This is a genomic window from Mesorhizobium prunaredense, from assembly GCF_900156895.1.
GTDB classification, from domain to species: domain Bacteria; phylum Pseudomonadota; class Alphaproteobacteria; order Rhizobiales; family Rhizobiaceae; genus Mesorhizobium; species Mesorhizobium prunaredense.
The window spans coordinates 1-20839 of record NZ_FTPD01000021.1 but is presented as its reverse complement, the minus strand read 5'-3'; the positions used below and the strand labels follow the sequence as shown (position 1 = coordinate 20839).

Below are 20839 nucleotides of genomic sequence, written 5' to 3'. Positions count from 1 at the left end.
CAAGCGGTTTTTTGCGGGTGCGCTGAGGGTGCTGATGAAGGTGGGATGTCAAGATTGGTGATCATGGCGTCAGCGATGATCTTCCTTGGCACGGCGGTTCCCAAAAAAGTCGTGCGGCGCGGAACAGTCCTCTCCTGTTCCGCGCCGCATGCAGAGCTGCGTTATGGCGCTCATTTGAAAGAGTGGATCAGTTCCAGTGAGGTGACGGCGACTGCCAGGTTGACGCCGGTCTGCGCCTGTACGTTGAGAGGCTGCAGCGAGAAGGCGCTGTTCAAGCCGCCGACCAGAAGGTTGGCGCCGCCGCCGGTTACCAGGCTGGCCTCGGCGTTGACGCCATAGTAGCTGCCGGCAAGATCGCCGGCACCACGGTCGCGGGTGGCCGCCAGAACCGCCCATATCAATTCGCCCTGGTGCGTCCTTCCGACGTCGACGCCGAGCTTGGAAATGACCCCGGTATAGGCTTCGGGGGGACCGCCATGATGAGGGCGAAAGGTGCAGGTCACGCCTTTGTTGGATGTGACGATATAGCCGGTGCCGCCGTCGATGGTGCAGTCGAGCACACCGAGCTCCGGCCTGCCCGCGCTGGCAGGGGCGGCGAGAACCGTAGCGGCGAGGGCGGCGGCACAGGCGAGGTTCTTGATCATGGGAGGGGTCCTTTTCGCGAATAGCCTTGAACAACGGCTGAGCGTCCCGAGCGTTCCGCCCAGAACTTGGCGCGATCAAGGCGGGCGTCAATGCACACAGTCGTTGAAGATTTCGAAGCCATGCCAAACGGCAGGCCTGCCATGTCAGGCCGAAACGCCGCCGTCGGTCAGCTGGTGCTGGTGCGCGCCAGGCCGTCCTTGGCCGGCTGGTAGGTGGGGCTGAGGCGCACGGCCTCGCGATAGGATTTTGCCGCCTTGGCCTTGTCGCCGCGCCGCTCGTAGATCAGCGCCTGGTTGGACCAGGCTTCGGCATTCTTGCCGTCGAGCTTGATCGCCATGTTGATGTCGGCGAAGGCGTTGTCCTCGTCGTTCGTCGCGAGGTAGGAGAGCCCGCGGCCATTGTAGGGTTCGGCGGCGTCCGGCGCCAGCGAGATGGCGGTCGAGAAATCCTCGATGGCGAAAGCGTGCTGGCCCTGGCTCTGATAGATCAGGCCGCGATTGTGATAGGCGCGCGCGTCTGTCGTGTCGAGCTGGATCGCCTTCTGGAAATCGTTGAACGCTTCCTGGATGCGGTTGGCTTTGCGGTAGAGATTGCCGCGGCCGATATAGGCGGCGTCATAATCGGGATTGATCTGGATCGAGCGGTTGTAATCGGCAAGGGCGGCCGCCTGGTCGCCGAGGAAGCGCTGGATGAGAGCGCGGTTCGAATAGGCCTGGTAGAAATTCGGATTGAGCTGGATGGCGGTGTCGAAATCCTTGAGCGCCGCCTGATACTGGCCGCCGCGGCCATAGGCCGAGCCGCGCACATTGTAAGCTTCCGGGTCCTGAGGACTGCGCTGGATGACGGCCGACAGCGAGGAGATGTTCTCGGCCGACCCTTGCGCCCTGTCGATGTTGGTGAATTCGCCGGTCGGGGCTGCTGTCTGGCAGCTGGCGAGCGCCAGCCCGGAAAGCAAGGTTGCCGTCAGGGCGAAGCCGCGCATTGCGGTTCTGCGCTCCACGCTAATTGCGTTCATGTCTGCTCTGTCCTCACTGCCCGCCCGCGCCGTCAGGTCTGATCCCTCTCCGAACCGGCCCTCTGCGAACTGGTCGAATTCAAAACAAAAAGGTGGCGGCGATTACACATCGCGCCACCCTTGGTATCCTTCGAAAAGGACGAAAAATTGACGTCAGAACCGCGGCGGACGCGGCGCGCCGGCACCAGCGGCACCAGCCGCCACCGGGCGCGGCGTCATCGGCAGCAGACCTTCGCGCTGAGCGCGCTTGCGGGCCAGCTTGCGGGCGCGGCGAACGGCTTCCGCCTTTTCGCGGGCGCGCTTCTCGGAAGGCTTCTCATAATGTCCGCGCATCTTCATTTCGCGGAAGATGCCTTCGCGCTGCATCTTTTTCTTGAGCGCGCGAAGCGCCTGATCAACATTGTTGTCGCGGACGAGTACCTGCACGGGCAATCCTGTCTTTCGGGTTTTGTTAACAACAGGCAAGTGGCCATAGTCGCTTGCCTCCGCGGCGGTCTACACCACGAATTGTGGCGGCTGATAGCAGAATCATGCCGCTCTGTCCACTGCCGAAACGAAAAACCCGCCTCGGCGGCGGGTCGTCGGCGCAAATCAGCAACATTCACAAATCGATAGCATAACTGCCGTCACAAAGCAAGGAATTACGACCTCGGATAGCATATTCGCCTGCTCGGCTCTCCGCACCGATGAGCGATCATTGGCGTTTTCTTCGTCACCGATAAATTCTGGCTGCCCCATTCCGGCAGAACGCTCAGCCCAGCTCTATCGACGAAGGAACCAACCTCGTTCCCCAATGGTTGTTGCGGCGAAACAAGCACAGGGAAAACCGATGTCAGGCACCCGTGAATGGCTCGTCCAGTGGCTCAAGGATGCGCATGCGATGGAGGAGCAGGCCGAAACCATGCTGAACGGCCAGCTCAATCGGCTGGAGAGTTATCCCGAGCTCAGCGAGCGCATCAGGCTGCACCTCGATGAGACGAAGCGACACGCCGCGCGCCTCGGAACCTGCCTGGAACAACTGGGCGAAGATACATCCGCGCTGAAGGACGCCGGCGGCAAGCTGCTGGCGATGGCGCAGTCCCTAAGCGGCGTCTTCGCCGGCGACGAGGTGATGAAAGGCTCACTCGCGAGCTACACCTTCGAGCACATGGAGATCGCATCCTACACGGTCCTCATTGCAACCGCCGAGTCCCTCGGCGAAACGGAGATCGCCCGGGCCTGCGAACAAAATCTGCGTGAAGAGGAGGCGATGGCCGAGTGGCTGCAAAACAAGCTGCCCGCGACTACGGAGCAGTTCCTGGCTCGCTCGGCGTCGGACAGCGACCATGCCAAGCGATGACGACAACAGGCCGGCGAGCAATGTGAAGCGACCTTCGGTCTGGCGGGCTTACAGCTATGCCTGGATTACCCTCGGCTTCTTCATCATCTCGCTTGTCGGCCACTGGGTTTTCGGCTGGTTCGCCTATCTCGACGAGCAGCGAGCGCTTGGCCAACCGCCCGAGTTCGGCGGCTATCTGATCGAGATGAGCCGCGACACGCTCGAGAACTGGCAGTCGGAATTCCTGCAGCTGCTCTGGCAGGTCGGTGGCCTGGCGTTCCTGCTCTTCGTCGGATCGCCGCAATCGAAGGAGAGTACCGACCGTATGGAGGCCAAGATCGACGCGCTTCTCAGGCTTGTCGATCCGGAGAAGGGCAAGGAGGCGATTCGCGAGCTGGACCTGCAGTATGAAGGCCGCCGCACCGACGAGCCGCACGCCCACCGGAACTGATCTGGGACTGGAAATGTGGCTCGGAGCCGATCGTGCTTCGGCTCGGGCCGGCGGGCTTCCTCTATGCCGTGGCCAGATGAAGCCGCTCGAAATCCTCGAAGAACTCGCCGTAGTCGCAGGTTATTTCCTCGCCCGCCGCTATGGCGCGGACCGTGGTTGCCCCGCCATACCGAGAAAAATCCGTGTTCGGCCTTTCGGAATGGTTCATGAAGCGGCCATTGTCGACCTCATAGACGATGAATCCGGGCCGGTCCGGGCTTGGATAGGCATATCTGTCGAGCAATTCCCTGAGGTGGGGCGGCGCCGTCTTATATTTTTCGATCGGGATCAACCGGTCGAAATCCGGATCGAGCCGCCAGATCGACGCTCCCTTCCTGATCGGCTCGGCGGCGAACACGCCGACGCCCTGGATTGCGCTCGCAGCGATGTAGGTCCTGATCAGCAGCATGTTTTAGGCCCGTCTTCGAACAAAGTGTCCGAAGAAATCGCCAAATCGCACTGGAAAGCAAGTCCGCTCTTGCGACATTGCTTCACGTCCGATTGATCGAGACCCCGCCATCGGCAAACAGCGCGGTTCCGGTGGTGAAGCTCGATGCGTCGGAAGCCAGATAGAGCGCCGAGCGAGCGATCTCCTCAGGCTCGGCAACGCGCTTCAAGGCATGCAGGTTTTCGACGAAGGCTCGCGATTCAGGTGTCTTGAACGTTGCCGAAGGCGTGTCGGTGCCGCCCGGCAGCAGCGCGTTGACCCGCACGCCTTTGGCGCCATATTCGGCGGCAAGCACCTGCGTCAACCCGATCAACCCGGCCTTGCTTGCGGCATAGCTGATCATGCCGGGCATGCCGACGGTATGGCCGACAAAGGTAGAGGTGAAGATCAGCGAACCGCCGCCGCGTTCGACCATCGCCGGCACCTGGTATTTCGCGCCGAGAAAGGCGCTGGTCAGGTTGGTATCGAGCGTCTCGCGCCAGCCCTCCAGCGACAGTTCCGAAATCGGACCCATCTTGCCGACCGAGCCGGCGTTGTTGAAGGCGATATCCAGCCCGCCGAATTTCTCGACCGCCAGGTCGACAAGGGCTTTGGCATAGGCCTCGTCGCGGACGTCGCCGGCAAGGGCAATGGCGGTGCCGTCGGCGTCCCCGATTTCGGCGACGAGCGCGTCCAGCTCTGCCTGGCGGCGGGCAGCGACGACCAGCTTGGCGCCGGCCTCGGCAAAGAGCTTTGCCGTGGCGCGGCCGATGCCGGAGCTGGCGCCGGTGATGATGGCGGCCCTGTTGGTAAGTGCGAACATTTTTGCATCCTTTTTTCGCGCCAGCATTGCCGGCAATCGGATGCTTGGTCGCAGATCGAGGCAAAGCGAGCCACCCGATACCTGCGATGGCGTCCGGATGCGTCGTTCGGCGCGTTGCTTCGACAGGTCTTTTTGTCCGTGGCGCAAAACGGCAAGCGCCGTCGCAAACAGCGCAAGGCTGGCAGCGCGGTTTCGCTAGTGATACACCTCGCGCGCCGGGGCTCGATTGGATGTCCGGCCGCCATCTGCGAGGCTGGAACGTTGAAGAAATACTCGGTATTCGCCATCGCCCGCGAGGCCATGCGCAGCCACAAGGGCTGGGAGGAGCAGTGGTCCTCGCCAGAGCCGAAGAAGGACTACGACGTCATCATCGTCGGCGCCGGCGGCCATGGCCTGGCCACCGCCTATTATCTCGCCACGGTGCACGGCATCACCAATGTCGCGGTGCTGGAAAAGGGCTGGCTCGGCGGCGGCAATACCGGCCGCAACACCACCATCATCCGCTCCAACTATCTCTATGACGAGAGCGCCGGCATCTACGACCACGCGCTTAAGTTGTGGGACGGGCTCAGCCAGGAACTCAACTACAACGTCATGTATTCGCCGCGCGGCGTCATGATGCTGGCCCACAATGTGCACGACATCCAGGTCTTGAAACGCCACGTCCATGCCAATCGTCTGAACGGCATCGACAATGAATGGCTGACGCCGGAAGCCGCCAAGGAATTCTGCCCGCCGCTCAACATTTCGCGCGATGCGCGCTATCCGGTGATGGGCGCGACCCTGCAGCGTCGCGGCGGCACGGCGCGCCACGATGCCGTTGCCTGGGGCTATGCGCGCGGCGCCTCGGCGCGCGGCGTCCACATCATCCAGAATTGCGAGGTCACCGGGGTCAAGCGGGCGCCGAACGGTGCGGTCACCGGCGTCGAGACGACGCGCGGCTTCATCGGCGCCAGGAAGGTCGGCGTCGTTGCCGCCGGCCATTCGTCCGTCATCATGAATATGGCCGGCGTGCGCATGCCGCTGGAAAGCTATCCGCTGCAGGCGCTGGTGTCGGAGCCGGTCAAGCCGGTATTCCCCTGCGTGGTGATGTCGAATACGGTGCACGCCTATATCTCGCAGTCCGACAAGGGCGAGCTGGTCATCGGCGCCGGCACCGACCAATATATCTCCTATTCGCAGACCGGCGGCCTGCACATCCTCCAGCACACGCTCGACGCCATCTGCGAGATGTTCCCGATGTTCACGCGCATGAAGATGCTGCGCTCGTGGGGCGGCATCGTCGACGTGACGCCCGACCGCTCGCCGATCCTGGCCAAGACGCCGGTGCCCGGCCTCTATGTCAATTGCGGCTGGGGCACGGGCGGCTTCAAGGCGACGCCGGGCTCGGGCCATGTCTTTGCCCACACCATCGCCAGGGACGATCCGCATCCGATCAACGCGCCCTTCACCATCGAACGCTTCCGCACCGGTCGGCTGATCGACGAGGCGGCGGCGGCAGCGGTGGCGCACTGATGATGGCCCGCTTTGTGATGTTGGGCCAGAGGCTTTGCGATCAACCGGCCGGCGCCTGCGTCGGCCACGGCGAATTGTAGGAACAACCATGCTTCTCATCCGCTGCCCCTATTGCGAAGAAGAGCGTCCGGAACTCGAATTCCGCAACGCCGGCGAGGCGCATATTGCACGTTCGGCGGATATGGCCGCGACAAGCGATGACGACTTCGAAAAGTTCTTCTTCATCCGCTCGAATCCCAAAGGCATCATCTATGAGCGCTGGCGGCACATGCATGGCTGCGCGCGGTTCTTCAATGCCGTGCGTGACACCGTCAGCGACAGATTCCTGATGACCTACAAGGCCGGCGAGCCGAAGCCGGCGAAGCTGCCGGGAGCCTCCGAATGATCGCGACGTTCCGCATTCCCGGCGCCGGGCGCCTCAAGCAGGCAGAGACCGCGCGGTTCAGCTTCGACGGCCAGTCCTATGCCGGCGTCGAGGGCGAAACGCTGGCCTCGGCGCTGCTCGCCAACGGCGTGCATCTGGTCGGCCGTTCGTTCAAATACCACCGGCCGCGCGGCTTCCTGTCCGCCGGGGCGGAAGAGCCCAACGCACTGGTTGAGATCAAGCGCGACTCCGCCAGGAGGACACCCAATGTTCGCGCCACCGTGCAGGAGCTCTATGACGGGCTGACGGCACAGTCGCAGAACCGCTGGCCGTCGCTCGCCTTCGACGTCAGCGCGCTCGGCGACATCGCCTCGCCGCTGCTTTCGGCCGGCTTTTACTACAAGACCTTCATGTGGCCGAAGTCCGCCTGGAAAAACTTTTACGAGCCCAGGATCAGGGCTGCGGCAGGCCTCGGCGTCGCCCCCGACCAGCCGGACCCCGATCATTATTCGGCGCGCTTTGCCCATTGCGATGTGCTGGTGCTGGGCGGCGGTGCTGCCGGCATCGCCGCCGCACTTGCCGCGGCCGAAACCGGCGTGCGCGTCATCCTTGCCGACGAGCAGGCCGATTTCGGCGGCAGCCTGCGTTTCGAGAGTGGCGCCAGGATCGACGGCCAGGATGGTTTTGCCTGGGCGCAAGGTGCAGTCGCGACGCTCAAGGCTATGGACAATGTCCGCGTGCTGTCGCGCACCACGGCCTTCGGCTATTACGCGCAGAATTTCGTCGGGCTGGTCGAGCGCGTCAGCGACCATCTGCAGAACCCCGGCCGCGAGCTGCCGCGCGAGCGGCTGTGGCAGGTTCGCGCCAAACGCGTCGTGCTGGCGACCGGTGCCATTGAGCGGCACATGGTGTTTGCCGACAACGACCGGCCTGGCATCATGCTGGCGTCGGCGGCGCGCACCTACCTCAACCATCATGGCGTCGCGGTCGGCAGGAATGTCGGCGTCTATACCGCCAATGATTCTGCCTATGCGGCGGCGATCGACCTGAAGAAAGCCGGTGTCGGCGTGGCGGCGATAGTCGACCTGCGCGACAACCCGACGGGATCGGTGATCGACGAGGCGAGGGCGCTCGGCATCGAGGTCAATTTCGGCCGCGCGGTGATCCGCGCCGGCGGCAAATTGCGCGTCTCGTCGATGACCGTGCAGCCGAAGAATGGCGGCGGCGAGCGCACCATCCCGGTCGACGCCATTCTGATGTCGGCCGGCTGGACACCGTCGGTGCATCTGTTCTCGCAATCACGCGGCAAGGTTGCCTTCAACGATGAGACCAAGCGTTTCGTGCCCGGCACCTACGCGCAGGATTGCGTGTCGGTCGGCGCCTGCAACGGTACGGACGGGCTGTCGGCGACGATCGATGAAGCCTATGCGGCGGGCGCCAAGGCGGCGAAAGATGCCAGCGTCAAGAATGCCGGGGCCAACACCGTCAAGGGGACCAAGCCGAAGGTCGACGCCAGCGAGAGCTGGTCGCGCGGCATGCTGGGTGCGGCGCCCGGAGCCGGGCCGGACACGACGGTAAAAGCCTTCGTCGATTTCCAGAACGACGTCACCGCCAAGGACATCCGCCAGGCGGTGCATGAAGGCATGCGCTCGATCGAGCACGTCAAGCGCTTCACCACCAACGGCATGGCGACCGACCAGGGCAAGACCTCGAATATGCACGGTCTGGCCATCGCCGCCGAGACGCTGGGCAAGCCGATCCCGCAAGTCGGCCTGACGACGTTCCGGGCGCCTTACACGCCGGTGACCTTCGGTTCGATCGTCGGGCACGCGCGGGGTCCGCTCTTCGACCCGACCCGCAAGACGGCGATCCATCCGTGGTCCGCTGCTCAAGGCGCTGTGTTCGAGGATGTCGGCCAATGGAAGCGCGCCTGGTATTTTCCCAAAGCAGGCGAGGACATGCACGCCGCCGTCGATCGCGAGTGTGTCACGGTGCGCAAGACGGCCGGCCTGTTCGACGCCTCGACGCTGGGCAAGATCGAGGTGGTCGGGCCGGATGCGGCGAAGTTCATGGAACTGCTCTATACAAATCCGTGGGAGAAACTGGAGCCCGGCCGTTGCCGCTATGGCATCATGCTGCGCGAGGATGGTTTCATCTATGACGACGGTGTCGTTGGCAGGCTTGCATCCGACCGCTTCCATGTGACGACGACGACGGGCGGTGCGCCGCGCGTCATGAACCATATGGAGGATTACCTCCAGACCGAGTTCCCGCATCTCAACGTCTGGCTGACCTCGACCACCGAGCAGTGGGCGGTGATCGCCGTGCAGGGGCCGAAGTCGCGGGACATCATCGCGCCGCTGGTCGAGGGCATCGACATGTCGGACGGGGCGCTGCCGCATATGTCGGTGCGCGAAGGCAGGATCTGCGGGGTGCCGACAAGGCTGTTCCGCATGTCGTTCACCGGCGAGCGCGGCTTCGAGGTCAACGTGCCGGCCGATTACGGCCAGGCCGTCTGGGAAGCGCTGTGGGCCGAGGGCCAGAAGCATGGCGCCGGCGCCTACGGGACCGAGGCGATGCACGTGCTGCGCGCCGAAAAGGGTTACATCATCGTCGGCCAGGACACCGACGGCACGGTGACGCCTGGTGATGCCGGGCTCGACTGGGCGGTCGGCAAGAAGAAGACCGACTTCGTCGGCATTCGCGGCATGGCGCGGCCGGACCTTGTCGCCAAGGGCCGCAAGCAGCTGGTCGGCCTGAAGACCAAAGACCCGAAAGTGGTGCTGGAAGAAGGCGCACAGATCGTCGGCGATCCGAAGCAGGCGATCCCGATGGCCATGATCGGCCATGTCACCTCGAGCTACTGGTCGGAAAATTGCGGCCGCTCGATCGCACTGGCCCTGGTTGCCGGCGGCCGCGACCGGATCGGTGAGACGCTTTACGTGCCGATGCCCAACGGGACGATCGAGGTGGAGGTCACCGGCATGGTGTTCTTCGACGAGAAGGGGGAGCGCCTCAATGGCTAAGGCTGCCGCGAAGAAATCTGCAGCCGCTGCGCCGTCGGTCGAACGCCGGCCGGCTCTCATCGGTCAGGAGCTTTCCGCAACCGGCGTCGCACTTGCTGTGTTGCCACCGGCGGAGCGCATTTCGCTGCGCGCGCCGGACGCCTCGGTCGCGGCGCTGTCGAAGGCGCTCGGCGTGACCCTGCCGCGAAAGCCCAAAACTTCGGCCGCGAGGGCCGGGCGCACGGCGTTGTGGCTTGGGCCAGACGAATGGCTGGTCATCGATGAGGTGGGAAGAGACCCGCTCGCCGACTGCGCCGAGGTGACAGTGCTGCATTCTGCGGTCGGCATCTCGCATCGCAACGTCGCCATATCGGTCACCGGCCCGGCGGCGGCGGCGACGATCAATTCAGGCTGTCCGCAGGATCTGTCGCTCGATGCCTTTCCTGTGGGCGCGGCGTCACGCACGATTCTGGGCAAGGTCGAGATCGTGCTGTTGCGCACCGCGTCCGACGCGTTCCGGGTCGAATGCTGGCGTTCTTTTTCCGATTATGTCTTTCTTTTCCTTTCGGAGGCGGCCCGCGACGCAGCGGCATAGGAACATTCGCTGCGCTCGACCGTTTGCCGGAGCAAGTCGAGGGAGATGTCCATGCCGTCGAAATCCGTGCCGAATCCACCGGTCCAGAAGACATCGGCCGTGCGCTCTTTCGAACACGAGCAGCACGAAGAACCGAACATTGAAGAGGAGCTCGAGGAAGGGCTCGAGGACACGTTTCCGGCCAGCGATCCGGTGTCGATCACCGGGACGTCGATTTCCGGCGCTCCCGCGAGGCCCGGCAAGGCCAAGATCGTGGCCGGAATGAAGAAGCGCAGGAAATAACTTCCGTCAGGCTCCAGCGGAGCCGGGCTGAAATGGCTACGAAACGGGCGGTCAGAATTTCCTCCCGCCCTTTTGTTTTCGAACCTCAGAACGTGCTGGGCACGATCCAGGGATCGATGTCGATGCCGAGCCGCGGGCCCTTGCTTTCCGTTGAGTCCTTATGGGTGGCCGCGTCTGCCTTCTCGACCGATCCGGTCGCGCCGTAATCGAGCTCGATGCTGGTGTCGGCGCAGGCCGCGGCCGGCGCCTGTTTGCCGAGTTGACTCTGGTCGGCGAAGGCAGCGCCCGAGAAAGCAAGCACTGCCGCGACGGCGAGGATTGTCTTTTTCATTGTCTGTCTCCGGGCTGGATGGCTGAAATCTTTTTGTACATGTACGACATAACGTACATATACGGCCGGCGAATATGAAGTTCAAGTCGGAAATTGTACATGTACGAAATCTTTTGACAGGCGAGCGTGGTGGTAGCCCGCCGGATCGCGATCCAAGCCACCAGGACCCTACACGCACAGATTGATTCCCCAGGCCTTCGCCCTGCTTCGCTTACCTGTCAGCTATCCGAAACCGAACAAAAACCGAACAAAAACCCTTCAGCAGTTGACCGGCGTCTCGGTCAGCGGCGGCACGTCCTGCGTGGCCAGAGCGGCAAGCGTGAAGTCGCACATCCGCTTCACGAACGCCTGCTGGTCGCCGAACGGATAGAAGGGAAAGGTAATCAGCAGCGAGATCGTGCCGTGGCCGACCGCCCACAGCATGGTGGCGATGGCCCGCGGATCGCCCTTGAGCTTGCCGGCGGTAACGCAGGCCTCGACCCTATTGATCAGCACTTTCATCAACGGATTGCCCTCTTGCATCTCGGCGAAGGTCCTGCCTTCCGGGGGCTTGACCTTTTCGGTCATGAACACAGTGCGATACTCGTTGGGGTTGCCAAGGCCGAAGGCCGCATATTCGGTCATCACCACTTGCAGTGCCTCAATCGGATCGTCGGCCGGGTGATCTTCGATACGCTTGGCCAGGGTCTCGAACGCATCCGCGGCAAGCGCGAACAAGATGTCCTGCTTGTCGGCGAAATAGGAATAGACCGACATTGGCGCATAGCCGACGCGCTTGGCCAGCTTGCGGATGGTGAGGCCTTCATAGCCTTCCTCCTGCACGAGCTTGTGCGCCGCAGCGACAAGTTCGGAGCGCAGTTCGGCCTTTTGTTTCTCGCGGCGTGTCTGGACGCTGAGCGGCAATTTTCGCCTGCCTTCTGTTAGCGGCTGGCTAAATTATATATGCTGTACGGAATCGGACAAGGCGATGTCAAAATCGGCTTCGCAGCATTCCGATTGGCCATACCGCCTCTGAGCCATTTCGCCCGAACATCGATCACAAGTGTTACCCGGGCAGAAACGACGCAACATCGGACTGTTACAACCAGAGGTTAGCTGGCGGCTCTGCAAAGAAATTTCTAAGGGCCGGACCATGACCGAGCTTTCGTCCAGTGCGCTAGACGCGGATCCACTTTCTCACGGCGCCAGGCTCGCACTCAGGCGCGTCGTCATGGTTGCATGGTTGGCGATCGGACTCGGCTTCGCCATGGAGGCCCTTATTCTGGCTGGCAGATTTGCAGCAGGTTCCCATCCGGCCACCACCCAGGTCCTGATCGAATTGGCGCAAGGCGTGACGTGGGCGTTCTTCGTCTGCGCCGGCGTCAGCCTCGGCTCGGCGATTGCCAAGGTGCGAGCCTCGCTCGGCGGCCTGATCAGTGCGATCTCGGCGCCACTGGCCATGGGCATCGCCAAAGGGTCGCAAAAGTTCATGGTGAGCGCGCTCGATGCGGCTGCAAACCCGGCAATCCTCTCGCTCACCACTCTGGGCGTGCTGCGGGCCATCGAATACGGCCTGCTCGGCTGGATACTGGCCTCGCTGGCGTCGAAGGAAAAACCCCGTCCGCTCCATTTCGCGCTGGCAGGCGCCTTGATAGGCGCGGTGTTCGGCGGCGGGATTACGGTGCTGACGATTGAGACGGCGGCAGCGAACGACGCTGCCCTTGCATTGCCGCAGGCGATCACAACCGGCCTCAACGAGATCGTGTCCCCGATCGGTTGCTCACTGGTCGTCTACATCGCCCTGCAGGTCGGCCGGCACATGAAGTTCATCTCTGCCGAGGCTCGTTGAGCCGTTCAGGCCGCCTCTGGCTGGCGTTCGATCAATGTCAATGTCAGCCAGCGCGCGGTCAATGCCGGCTTTTTCGAGCCCTCGATCTCGATCGTCACGTCATGCGCCGTCTGAACCCAGCCCGACGGCCGGACCTTGACGTCGGCCAGCACGAAACGGGTTCGGATGCGCGCGCCGGTCTTCACCGGCGCCAGGAAGCGCAGCGAATCGAAGCCATGATTGACGCCCATCTTGCTGTTTTCGAGCGGCGGCATGGTCTCGAAGGTCATCGCCGATAAAAGCGAAAGCGACAGGAAGCCATGCGCGATGGTGCCGCCGAACGGCGTCTCGCGCTTGGCGCGCTCCGGATCGCAATGGATGAACTGGTGATCGTCGGTGGCATCGGCGAACTGGTCGATCATTCGCTGTGAGACGACCCGCCACGGCGAGACGCCGACCTCTTTGCCGACGCTGGCCAGAAGCACATCGAGACTGATCGGTTCCACGCTGATGTCCTCCATTTCAACCGTCCGGAGCGCGAGCGGCTTCATTCCTTGAACAGTGTCAGCCCATGCTGCACCGACTGCCCGCCATCGATCGGCAGGATGGCGCCGGTGACATAGCTGCCGGCACGGCTGCACAAATAGAGCGTCGCGCCGGCAATGTCATCCGGCGCGCCGATGCGACGAAGCGGAACATGGCCGCCGACTTGTCTTGCCTGTTCCTCGCTCGCGGTGGCGAAAGCGGTCATCCGGCTCTGGAAGGGGCCGGGGGCGAACGCATTGACGGTGATGCGGCGGGCGGCGAACTCGATCGCCAAGATGCGCGTCAGATGGTGAACAGCAGCCTTCGAGGCAGAGTAAGAGTAGGCGTCGTCGGCCAGCGGCTGCGTGCCCATCACCGAACCCAGATTGATCACCCTGGCCGGATCGGCATCGCTGGCGGCGGCCTCGAGCAGCGGCAGAAGCTCGCGCGTCAGGTGGAAGACCGCACTGACGTTGACGCCGAACACCTTGGCCCAGGCATGGTAGGGAAAACTTTCCAGCGGCGCGCCCCAGGAGACGCCGGCATTGTTGACCAGGATGTTCAGCCGCTCGGTCCGCGCCTTGACCTCGTCGACCAGCGCCGCGATGCCAGCCTCGCTGGAGACATCGCCGGCAAAGCCCTCGGCCCGGCCGGAGCCGCCGAGGCCGTTCAGTTCGCCGGCAACCCTGATACAATCCTCGCCCTTGCGCGAGGCGATCATCACGGTGGCGCCGGCCCTGACCAAAGCGGTCGCCGCCATGCGACCGATGCCGGTCGCAGCCCCGGTGACCAGCGCGGTCTTGCCGGCCACCGAAAACAGCTCGTCCAGATAGCTCATCGCAATTCCTCTGGGCAATTCTTCCGCGCTCTTGCTTTGCGCTCCCGGCAAAAGGCTCGCGTTGACAAGGCAATCCGAACTACGTTCATCCGTGCCGCGGGTAAAGTGCCAAAGCCGAGGCGATGGAGCGCGTGCTGGCCGACTTGGCCAGGATCGGCGGCACAGTGTGCATCGGGATGTAGCTGCTGAATGATTGCGAAACGCCCACTGCTGTATACCAACCATGCCGAGACCGTCATTCGTCAACGGTCTCTCGACAAACGCTGGATCGAACGTGCTGTGTGGGAACCGGATTGGCAAGCGGCCGATGTGAAAGACACCTCGGTGATACGTCTGTACAAGCAGGTGCCCGAAAATGGCGGCCGCATCCTGCGTGTCGTCTGTGTGGCAACGCCTGAGGAAATCCGTATACCGTCTGTCTATTTCGATCGCGGGGCGAGAAGGCCGAGATGACGCTTAAACTCGAATACGACCCGGAAGCCAATGCTGCCTACATCCGTTTCTCCTCGGAGGCGATCCAGGAAAGCGAGGAAGTCTCCGCAGGCATAGTCCTCGACTATGATGCTGAAGGTCACATCGTCGGGATGGAGGTGCTGGATGCCCGAGAACACCTTCCCGCCGCGATCCTAAAGGCGGCCTGACCTACTCAGCCGGCTCGACATTGGTGTAGGCGGCTTGTTCGAGCTCGCGCTTCAGCCGCGACGCCTCTTCCACCTTCGGCGTGACGAAGCGGCCGAGCAGGAGATAGGCGACCGGCGTCAGGAACAGCGTCGAGACGGTGGCCAGACCCAGGCCGCCGACGATCACCCAGCCGAGCGCGATGCGTGCCTCGGCGCCGGCGCCGCTCGCCAGCACCAGCGGCACGCCGCCGAGCACGGTGCAGATCATCGTCATCATCACCGGCCGCAGCCGGATGGTGGAGGCCTGCTCGATCGCCTCGCGCACGCCGAGCCCGCGGTCGCGCAACTGATTGGCGAACTCGACGATCAGAATGCCGTTCTTGGCCATGACGCCGACCAGCAGCACCAGGCCGATCTGGCTGTAGGCGTTGAGGCTGGTGCCGCTGAGCAAAAGGGCAAAGATCGCGCAGGCGAGGCCGAGCGGCACCGTCGCCATGATGATGACCGCGCTGACGAAGCTCTCGAACTGAGCGGCGAGCACCAAAAGGATGATGACCAGCGAGAAACCGAAGATGGTGATCATGGCGCTGTTGGTCTCGCCCAGCGTCGCCGCCTCGGCCAAGGGGACGATGCGGCTGCCCGGCGGCAGAAGCGGCGTGGCGATTGCCTCGGCGCGGGTGAGCGCCTGGCCGAGCGCGAAATCGCCGCTGAGGTTGGAGGTGATCGCCACCGACGGCTGCTGCTGCTCGCGGGTCAGCGAGGGCGGTACGGCGCGCTCGGTCAAAGTGGCGATGGTCGACATCGGCACGAAGCGGCCGTCGGCCGTCTTCAGGAAGATGTTCTCCAAATCGGTCGGATCGTTGATCGGGTTGGTCGTCGAGACGAGCTTCACGCCGTAGCTGCGATCGGCGATATAGACGTCGACGACATCATTGCCGTCGAGCATGGCCTGGAAGGAATCGGCCAGCCTGGTGATGTCGATGCCGAGGTCGGAAGCGCGCTCGCGGTCGATGGCGACGGAAAGCTGGGGCTGCGTCGGGTCGACGGAGAGCCGCGGCGACTGGAAGCCGGGGTCCTTCTGCATTTCCGCGATGATCTTCACCGCAGCGTTGCCGAGCGCCGCGCGGTTGTTGCCGACCAGCGCGAACTGCAGGCCGTTGCCGGCGCCGCGAATACCGAGGCTGTTGGGCTGCATCGGAAAGACGCGCACGCTCGGCACCTGCCGGGTGAGCCGGCTGATGTCGGCCATGATCTGCTGCTGGCTGCGGTCGCGCTCGTCCCATGGCGCCAGCGTCATCACCATGAAGCCGGCATTGTAGGCGCCGTTCCGGCCGGCGCTCTCGAACGTATTGCGGATTTCGCCGGAATCGCGCAGCGGCTGGATCAGTTTTTCGATCTTCTGCATCTGCTGCGTCGTGTAGTCGAGGCTGACGCCTTGCGGCGCGTCGACGCGCATGAGCACGACGGCACGATCCTCGGTCGGCGTCAGTTCCTGGCGAATCGTGCCGAACAGCGTGAAGGCGGTGGCTGCAAACAGCAGCGCGACCAGGAGCACGATCCACGGCGCATCGAGGCAGGTGCGCAGGCAGCGCCGGTAGAGCCTGTTCAGCGCGCCGCCGATGCGGGCGCCGATGCCGCTGCCGCCTTCGTGATGAAGCGGCGCGACCGACAGCATGCGCGAGGCAAGCATCGGACAAAGGGTCAGCGCCACGACGGCGGACAGAAGCACCGATATTGCGAGAACGAAGCCGAATTCGCGAAACAGGCCGCCGGTCTGGCCGGGCAGGAAGGAGATCGGCACGAACACGGCGACCAGCGTCAGCGTCGTGGCGATGACGGCGAAGAACACTTCCTGGGCGCCAAGCACGGCCGCGGCGCGTGGCCCCATGCCTTCGTTGCGTCGTCGCACGATATTTTCCAGAACGACGATGGCGTCATCGACGACCAGGCCCGTCGCCAGCACCAGGGCGAGCAGCGTCAATATGTTGACCGAGAAGCCGGCGAGATAGATGGCGGCGATCGTCCCGATCATGGCGACCGGCATCGCAAGCCCCGGAATGAGCGTCGCGCGCCAGTCGAGGAGAAACACGTAGATGACGATCAGCACGATTGAGACGGACAGGCCGAGTGCGATCTCGACCTCATGCACCGCGCCGTTAACGAAGACCGCATCGTCGCTGGTGACCTTGATCGACATGCCCTGAGGTAGATCCGCCTGCAGCGCGGCGACCGCGGCCCTGACGCCGGTCGAAATATCCAGCGTGTTCGATTCCGCCTGGCGGATGATGCCGAGACCGATGCCGGTCTTGCCGTTCGAACGCAATGTGGTCTGGCCGATGTCGGGGCCGAGCGTGACGGTGGCGACGTCGCGGATGCGGGTCGTGCCGCCGATGATGATGTTTTCGAACTCCTCCGGCGTGGTCACGTCCGCCGTCGGACGCACGATCAGGTCCTGGTTGGTCGTGGTGATCGAACCGGCCGGCGAATCGAAAGCGACCGAAGCCAGCGCTGTCCTCAGGTCGGCAACGGTGAAGCCCAGGCTGGCAAGTTTGTTCTGGTCGACATCGATGCGGAAGATCTTGTCGCGGTCGCCATAGACCTGGACGTCGGCAACGCCGGGCACGGCGGCAAGCTCGTCCTCGATCTGGTCCTGGACCAGCACCGTCATGTCCTGCACCGACATGGTGTCGGAGGTGACAGCCAGCCGCATCACCGGCTCGGAATTGGCGTCGGCCTTGACTATGCGCGGCGCATCCGCCGTGTCAGGCATCTGGTCGACGACGCGGCCAACGGCGTCGCGCACATCGGAGGCGGCGACGTCGAGGTTGACCCCGTCGTTGAATTCGATGGTGACGCGGCTCGTGCCGAAGGACGAGGTGGACGAGATCGACTTTACGCCGGAGACGCGGCCGACCGCGCCCTCGATCACGTCGGTCAGTTCGCGGTCGACGGTTTCGGATGCGGCGCCTTCAAAGGTCGTGTTAACGGTGATGACGGGGCGGTCGACATCCGGCAGTTCGCGGATCTCGACGCCGTAGAAGGCGGCAAGGCCGGCAACCGCGATCAATGTGTTCAGCACGAAGGCCATCACCGGCCTGCGGATGAACAGCGCAGTGAAGCCTGTGTCGCCGGCGGCGTTGTTGGTTGCGGTCATCAGCCGTCGGCGTCCGCGGCGCGCTGTTCTTCGCCGGCGATGCGGACCTCGCCGCCTTCGCTGACGCTCTGGGTGCCTTCGGTCACCACCATGTCGCCGCTGACGATCGGGGCGTCGATCAGCACGGTCTCGGTGTTGCGCTGGATGATGCGCACGGCCACCCGCTTGGCCTTGCCGTCCACAATGGCCCAGATATAGGCGCCGTCCGAACCCCACTGGATCGCCAGCGGACTGACCGCCGGATAGCTGTCGCCGGGGAATTTCATGGAGATCTGGAAGGACATGCCGGCACGCAGCGAATCGGCCGGGTTGGCGATCTTTGCCTTGACCAGGAGGGTACGGCTGGCTTCATCGATGTGGTTGTCGATAGCGGAAACCGTACCGGTATAGGCTTTGTTGGGATTGGCAATCGGCGTCGCCGACAATTGCGCGCCGATCTTGACGGCGGCGGCGAAGCGCTCCGGCACCCAGAATTCGACCAGTATGCTGGAGCGGTCGTCGAGGGTGGCAACCGCCGACTGGCTGGTCACATAGTTGCCGGCTGATATCGGCAGGATGCCGACGACACCGGCGATCGGTGCGACGATCGAGCGGCGCTGCAAGGCCAGTTCCGCATCGCGAAGCGCCAGCTTGGCATTGGCCAGCACCACTTCGGCATCGGCAACGGCGACGGCTGTCGCAGCGTTGGAAGCCCGCAGCGATTTGACCCGGACGAGCCTGGCCTGCGCGTCCTGCAAAGCAACCTTGGCGCGGTCCTGTGCGATCACCTCGGTGTCGGAATCGAGGGTGGCGATCACCTGCCCCTTTTCGACATGCGCGCCGGACTCGACCAGGAATTCTACGAGGCGGCCGGAACTGTAGGGATTGACCGTCACCGAGGCGTTGGCGCGGCCGGTGCCGATCGCCTGCAGGCGATCGTTGATGATGGCGGCGGACGCCGGCAATGCAACGATGGTCAGCCGCTGGCCGGCGGCGTTGCGGCTGCCTGCTTGCCCGGCGTTATCGACGGTGCCCGTTGGTGGCGTTGCGGCATAAGCCCAGTCGATGCCCCAGCGGGCCAGCACATCCGGCGCGCCTGGAAAAAAGCGAACCCAGGCGGCCGCAGCCGCGACGAGGATCACAAGTGCAAAAACGATCTGTTTCCAGGTGGCCATCGGCGCTCCGGTTGGCAAATATACCGCCTACGGTTCCCAAGGTGAAGTAGTCGCGACGGCACCCTCCGACACAGGGGATGGCCCGTCGATATCAAAGCTTTATGGCAATTCTCCCGCTCGCTTGCACATTAAATCGGCGTAACGTTGATAAGGGCCTCGGCTGGGCTCACTGGCCGATCGACGCGGGCGGCCACGATGCGCTGGCCGTTTCGATCGCCGCCTCGAGGCCACGCCGACGGCGCCGCTCGGCAGGTCGTCCATCGGATCCCGTCTGCGTGCCCGCGGAGATTTTTTTACGTCGCGTGTGCGCCGCCGGGTACGACGACGCCGGACATCGCGATTCCGGCGGTTGCCGGATCTTCCTTCAGCGCCGCGTCCGCGAGCGAGACCACGCCCACCAGGCGCTTGTCGCGATTGAGGACAGGCAACCGCCTGACCTGGATGTCACCCATGTTCTGGGCGACGTGCTCGATATCTTCGTCCTCGAAGCAGTATTTGACATCCTTGGTCATCACGTCGCGGACCGTCGCATTGCCGTCCTTGCCCTCGGCGAGCGCACGCACGACGATGTCACGGTCGGTGATCGTTCCAACGAGTCGGTCGTTTTCTCCGACTGGCAGGAACCCGACATCGTCAACCGCCATGCGTTTCGCGATTTTCTGCAACGACTCGCCAGGACTGGCGAGATGGACGTTGGGGGTCATTATCTCAGCGACTTTCATGGTGAATCTCCCTGTTCGCGCGCAGAACGGAACCGGCGCCGGCCGTCATCGAGCGATATTGGTCTAGAAGACTTGTTGAGAGTCTCAGGCCTGTCGCGCTGCGACAATCGCCCGCGGTCCCGTTCCTCGCTGAAGGAACTAACAGCCGGGCCGATGGTTCCAGGCGCGATCCTTGAAGCTTCCCGTTTTGTTCCCATATAGACTGGCAGGACCGGAGACGGTTCAGCCGCATGGGGATCGGTTAACTCCTGGCCCTGTGCGGCGAGAACCTTCGGATCCAGAAACCAGATCTCCGGGCTGCCGCGTACTAAGCGACTGACGTCGTGGAGCGAGGAAAGTCCGGGCTTCGCCGACGCACCCCAACAGGCAATGCCTGCCCGCCGCAAGGCGAGCCACGGCAACAGAGACAAGCCGTCCCAATCGGGACGGGTGAAACGGGCGACAGGGTGGGGGAAGCAACCGCAGAAGTGCCCTGTGACCTGTGTCGGGGAGGGCCGTGGTGGTGGGCAAGGAGGCGCCTGGCGACAGGCGTCCAAGTGGAATGGCAGCCCTCGACAGAACCCGGCTTACAGGGGGGCTGGTCTCAAGCATATCGTGGCGAGAACCGGCAGACGCGTACGGCTCGGGCTATAGGCTCGGAGAGCCGGAGTGTAGCGCAGCCTGGTAGCGCACCTCGTTTGGGACGAGGGGGCCGCAGGTTCGAATCCTGCCACTCCGACCATCGGGCATTCGCGATCTTTGAGAACGCGGCGCAAAGCTGGAAAAGCACTTGCGGACGTGGCGGGCGGACGTGGCGGAATCGGTAGACGCAGCCGGCTTAAACCCGGCGGGCATTCCCGTTGCGAGTTCGAATCTCGCCGTCCGTACCAAATCGAATATTGAGAGGTGGCAGAGCCCGGTTGAATGCGCCCGCCTCGAAAGCGGGTAGGCCTGCAAGGGCCTCGGGGGTTCAAATCCCTCCCCCTCCGCCAGGGACATGCGGATAACCGAAAACGAGCATTGCTGTCGTAATCCCATCCCTGCAGCCAGCATGGCTCGATCTGGCTGAAAACCTGGGGAACGCAGCACGATGCCAAGCCGGCGATGGAATTAGCAGGTTCTTTCACCAAAAGGTGCTTGACACGAAACCGATGCTTCCCATATACGCCTCTCCAACGAGGGCGGTGCGCCGCTGGCGACGAAGCGGTTCGCTTCTAGATCTGCCCTCTG

At 63.5% G+C, this 20839-nt stretch carries 22 protein-coding genes, 2 tRNA genes and 1 other RNA gene; 13 read left to right on the top strand and 12 right to left on the bottom strand.

The genetic code is table 11. The annotated features are described in order from the left end of the window. Window positions 1-170: 170 nt before the first annotated feature. The 3 genes from BQ8794_RS16405 to rpsU all read right to left on the bottom strand — a co-directional run bounded on the left by BQ8794_RS16405 (window position 171) and on the right by rpsU (window position 2086). Window positions 171-644, bottom strand: a complete 474-nt coding sequence (locus tag BQ8794_RS16405) for a DUF992 domain-containing protein (RefSeq protein WP_077379356.1) — start codon at window positions 642-644, stop codon at window positions 171-173. Between the two features lie 167 nt (window positions 645-811). Then, window positions 812-1660 carry a tetratricopeptide repeat protein gene (locus BQ8794_RS16400; protein ID WP_077379354.1) on the bottom strand — a complete coding sequence of 283 codons (849 nt, stop codon included), beginning with the start codon at window positions 1658-1660 and terminating at the stop codon, window positions 812-814. A 153-nt stretch (window positions 1661-1813) separates the two neighbouring features. Continuing rightward, on the bottom strand, window positions 1814-2086 hold the full coding sequence (gene rpsU, locus BQ8794_RS16395; RefSeq protein ID WP_023675331.1) for a 30S ribosomal protein S21: 273 nt from the start codon (window positions 2084-2086) through the stop codon (window positions 1814-1816). 403 nt (window positions 2087-2489) lie between these two features. Between rpsU and BQ8794_RS16390 the strand changes: the two genes are divergently transcribed. Continuing rightward, the gene (locus BQ8794_RS16390) at window positions 2490-2999 is read left to right on the top strand and encodes a YciE/YciF ferroxidase family protein (protein ID WP_077379353.1); all 510 of its coding nucleotides are present in this window, start codon (window positions 2490-2492) and stop codon (window positions 2997-2999) included. After that, a complete protein-coding gene (locus BQ8794_RS16385; RefSeq protein WP_077379351.1) occupies window positions 2986-3429 on the top strand; it encodes a DUF6766 family protein in 444 nt (147 codons plus the stop codon). The genes BQ8794_RS16390 and BQ8794_RS16385 overlap by 14 nt, the downstream gene beginning before the upstream one ends. 61 nt (window positions 3430-3490) lie before the next feature. On the opposite strand, the gene BQ8794_RS16380 is transcribed toward BQ8794_RS16385, so the two are convergent. Together BQ8794_RS16380 and BQ8794_RS16375 are read right to left on the bottom strand one after the other, a co-directional pair. Beyond that, window positions 3491-3877, bottom strand: coding sequence for an SET domain-containing protein (locus BQ8794_RS16380; protein WP_077379349.1), 387 nt, complete (start codon window positions 3875-3877; stop codon window positions 3491-3493). 82 nt (window positions 3878-3959) lie between these two features. After that, complete coding sequence (locus tag BQ8794_RS16375; protein ID WP_077379513.1) at window positions 3960-4718, bottom strand: SDR family oxidoreductase; 759 nt, start codon at window positions 4716-4718, stop codon at window positions 3960-3962. Window positions 4719-4979: 261 nt separating this feature from the next. On the opposite strand from BQ8794_RS16375, the gene BQ8794_RS16370 reads away from it, so the two are divergent. The 5 genes from BQ8794_RS16370 (at window position 4980) to BQ8794_RS16350 (ending at window position 10479) form a co-directional block, all read left to right on the top strand. Next, window positions 4980-6233, top strand: a complete 1254-nt coding sequence (locus BQ8794_RS16370) for a sarcosine oxidase subunit beta (RefSeq protein WP_077379511.1) — start codon at window positions 4980-4982, stop codon at window positions 6231-6233. A gap of 88 nt (window positions 6234-6321) precedes the next feature. Further along, window positions 6322-6618 (top strand): sarcosine oxidase subunit delta, encoded by a 297-nt coding sequence (locus BQ8794_RS16365; protein WP_023797525.1) that lies wholly within the window; start codon window positions 6322-6324, stop codon window positions 6616-6618. Further along, a complete protein-coding gene (locus BQ8794_RS16360) occupies window positions 6615-9623 on the top strand; it encodes a sarcosine oxidase subunit alpha (protein WP_077379347.1) in 3009 nt (1002 codons plus the stop codon). Before BQ8794_RS16365 ends, BQ8794_RS16360 begins: the two co-directional genes overlap by 4 nt. Next, window positions 9616-10197, top strand: coding sequence for a sarcosine oxidase subunit gamma (locus tag BQ8794_RS16355; protein ID WP_077379345.1), 582 nt, complete (start codon window positions 9616-9618; stop codon window positions 10195-10197). Before BQ8794_RS16360 ends, BQ8794_RS16355 begins: the two co-directional genes overlap by 8 nt. A gap of 51 nt (window positions 10198-10248) precedes the next feature. Further along, on the top strand, window positions 10249-10479 hold the full coding sequence (locus BQ8794_RS16350; RefSeq protein ID WP_077379509.1) for a hypothetical protein: 231 nt from the start codon (window positions 10249-10251) through the stop codon (window positions 10477-10479). A gap of 85 nt (window positions 10480-10564) precedes the next feature. On the opposite strand, the gene BQ8794_RS16345 is transcribed toward BQ8794_RS16350, so the two are convergent. Together BQ8794_RS16345 and BQ8794_RS16340 are read right to left on the bottom strand one after the other, a co-directional pair. Then, window positions 10565-10810, bottom strand: coding sequence for a DUF680 domain-containing protein (locus BQ8794_RS16345; protein ID WP_077379343.1), 246 nt, complete (start codon window positions 10808-10810; stop codon window positions 10565-10567). Between the two features lie 258 nt (window positions 10811-11068). Beyond that, window positions 11069-11713 (bottom strand): TetR/AcrR family transcriptional regulator, encoded by a 645-nt coding sequence (locus BQ8794_RS16340; RefSeq protein WP_077379341.1) that lies wholly within the window; start codon window positions 11711-11713, stop codon window positions 11069-11071. 229 nt (window positions 11714-11942) lie between these two features. Between BQ8794_RS16340 and BQ8794_RS16335 the strand changes: the two genes are divergently transcribed. Continuing rightward, entirely contained in the window at window positions 11943-12638 is a 696-nt protein-coding gene (locus tag BQ8794_RS16335) for a hypothetical protein (protein WP_077379339.1), read from the top strand. A 5-nt stretch (window positions 12639-12643) separates the two neighbouring features. Here the strand turns inward: BQ8794_RS16335 and BQ8794_RS16330 are convergent, their stop codons facing one another. Then, on the bottom strand, window positions 12644-13138 hold the full coding sequence (locus tag BQ8794_RS16330; RefSeq protein ID WP_029348059.1) for a MaoC family dehydratase: 495 nt from the start codon (window positions 13136-13138) through the stop codon (window positions 12644-12646). A gap of 26 nt (window positions 13139-13164) precedes the next feature. Next, window positions 13165-13980, bottom strand: a complete 816-nt coding sequence (locus tag BQ8794_RS16325; protein WP_077379337.1) for an SDR family oxidoreductase — start codon at window positions 13978-13980, stop codon at window positions 13165-13167. A 189-nt stretch (window positions 13981-14169) separates the two neighbouring features. Here BQ8794_RS16325 and BQ8794_RS16320 point away from each other — a divergent pair, with 189 nt between their 5' ends. Both BQ8794_RS16320 and BQ8794_RS16315 read left to right on the top strand, forming a co-directional pair. Then, window positions 14170-14433: a DUF4258 domain-containing protein gene (locus BQ8794_RS16320; RefSeq protein WP_077379335.1), complete on the top strand. Its 264-nt coding sequence runs from the start codon at window positions 14170-14172 to the stop codon at window positions 14431-14433. Next, complete coding sequence (locus BQ8794_RS16315) at window positions 14430-14621, top strand: DUF2283 domain-containing protein (RefSeq protein ID WP_077379333.1); 192 nt, start codon at window positions 14430-14432, stop codon at window positions 14619-14621. The genes BQ8794_RS16320 and BQ8794_RS16315 overlap by 4 nt, the downstream gene beginning before the upstream one ends. A 1-nt stretch (window position 14622) precedes the next feature. On the opposite strand, the gene BQ8794_RS16310 is transcribed toward BQ8794_RS16315, so the two are convergent. The 3 genes from BQ8794_RS16310 to BQ8794_RS16300 form a co-directional block, all read right to left on the bottom strand. Next, a complete protein-coding gene (locus tag BQ8794_RS16310) occupies window positions 14623-17754 on the bottom strand; it encodes an efflux RND transporter permease subunit (RefSeq protein WP_077379331.1) in 3132 nt (1043 codons plus the stop codon). Beyond that, window positions 17754-18908 carry an efflux RND transporter periplasmic adaptor subunit gene (locus tag BQ8794_RS16305; RefSeq protein WP_077379329.1) on the bottom strand — a complete coding sequence of 385 codons (1155 nt, stop codon included), beginning with the start codon at window positions 18906-18908 and terminating at the stop codon, window positions 17754-17756. The genes BQ8794_RS16310 and BQ8794_RS16305 overlap by 1 nt, the downstream gene beginning before the upstream one ends. 293 nt (window positions 18909-19201) lie before the next feature. After that, window positions 19202-19630: a CBS domain-containing protein gene (locus BQ8794_RS16300; RefSeq protein WP_077379328.1), complete on the bottom strand. Its 429-nt coding sequence runs from the start codon at window positions 19628-19630 to the stop codon at window positions 19202-19204. 284 nt (window positions 19631-19914) lie between these two features. Between BQ8794_RS16300 and rnpB the strand changes: the two genes are divergently transcribed. The 3 genes from rnpB to BQ8794_RS16285 all read left to right on the top strand — a co-directional run bounded on the left by rnpB (window position 19915) and on the right by BQ8794_RS16285 (window position 20499). Beyond that, an RNA gene (gene rnpB / locus BQ8794_RS16295) (RNase P RNA component class A) lies at window positions 19915-20215 on the top strand. A gap of 59 nt (window positions 20216-20274) precedes the next feature. Further along, window positions 20275-20351: transfer RNA gene (locus BQ8794_RS16290), tRNA-Pro, on the top strand. A 63-nt stretch (window positions 20352-20414) separates the two neighbouring features. Further along, window positions 20415-20499 (top strand) — tRNA-Leu (locus tag BQ8794_RS16285). Window positions 20500-20839: the final 340 nt, after the last annotated feature.

Excerpts from the sequence above, each read along its gene's own strand:
- BQ8794_RS16405 (WP_077379356.1), bottom strand. The coding sequence starts at position 644 with ATGATCAAGAACCTCGCCTGTGCCGCCGCCCTCGCCGCTACGGTTCTC.
- BQ8794_RS16400 (WP_077379354.1), bottom strand. The coding sequence starts at position 1,660 with ATGAACGCAATTAGCGTGGAGCGCAGAACCGCAATGCGCGGCTTCGCC.
- BQ8794_RS16390 (WP_077379353.1), top strand. The coding sequence starts at position 2,490 with ATGTCAGGCACCCGTGAATGGCTCGTCCAGTGGCTCAAGGATGCGCAT.
- BQ8794_RS16385 (WP_077379351.1), top strand. The coding sequence starts at position 2,986 with ATGCCAAGCGATGACGACAACAGGCCGGCGAGCAATGTGAAGCGACCT.
- BQ8794_RS16380 (WP_077379349.1), bottom strand. The coding sequence starts at position 3,877 with ATGCTGCTGATCAGGACCTACATCGCTGCGAGCGCAATCCAGGGCGTC.
- BQ8794_RS16375 (WP_077379513.1), bottom strand. The coding sequence starts at position 4,718 with ATGTTCGCACTTACCAACAGGGCCGCCATCATCACCGGCGCCAGCTCC.
- BQ8794_RS16365 (WP_023797525.1), top strand. The coding sequence starts at position 6,322 with ATGCTTCTCATCCGCTGCCCCTATTGCGAAGAAGAGCGTCCGGAACTC.
- BQ8794_RS16360 (WP_077379347.1), top strand. The coding sequence starts at position 6,615 with ATGATCGCGACGTTCCGCATTCCCGGCGCCGGGCGCCTCAAGCAGGCA.
- BQ8794_RS16355 (WP_077379345.1), top strand. The coding sequence starts at position 9,616 with ATGGCTAAGGCTGCCGCGAAGAAATCTGCAGCCGCTGCGCCGTCGGTC.
- BQ8794_RS16350 (WP_077379509.1), top strand. The coding sequence starts at position 10,249 with ATGCCGTCGAAATCCGTGCCGAATCCACCGGTCCAGAAGACATCGGCC.
- BQ8794_RS16345 (WP_077379343.1), bottom strand. The coding sequence starts at position 10,810 with ATGAAAAAGACAATCCTCGCCGTCGCGGCAGTGCTTGCTTTCTCGGGC.
- BQ8794_RS16335 (WP_077379339.1), top strand. The coding sequence starts at position 11,943 with ATGACCGAGCTTTCGTCCAGTGCGCTAGACGCGGATCCACTTTCTCAC.
- BQ8794_RS16330 (WP_029348059.1), bottom strand. The coding sequence starts at position 13,138 with ATGGAGGACATCAGCGTGGAACCGATCAGTCTCGATGTGCTTCTGGCC.
- BQ8794_RS16325 (WP_077379337.1), bottom strand. The coding sequence starts at position 13,980 with ATGAGCTATCTGGACGAGCTGTTTTCGGTGGCCGGCAAGACCGCGCTG.
- BQ8794_RS16320 (WP_077379335.1), top strand. The coding sequence starts at position 14,170 with ATGATTGCGAAACGCCCACTGCTGTATACCAACCATGCCGAGACCGTC.
- BQ8794_RS16315 (WP_077379333.1), top strand. The coding sequence starts at position 14,430 with ATGACGCTTAAACTCGAATACGACCCGGAAGCCAATGCTGCCTACATC.
- BQ8794_RS16310 (WP_077379331.1), bottom strand. The coding sequence starts at position 17,754 with ATGACCGCAACCAACAACGCCGCCGGCGACACAGGCTTCACTGCGCTG.
- BQ8794_RS16305 (WP_077379329.1), bottom strand. The coding sequence starts at position 18,908 with ATGGCCACCTGGAAACAGATCGTTTTTGCACTTGTGATCCTCGTCGCG.
- BQ8794_RS16300 (WP_077379328.1), bottom strand. The coding sequence starts at position 19,630 with ATGAAAGTCGCTGAGATAATGACCCCCAACGTCCATCTCGCCAGTCCT.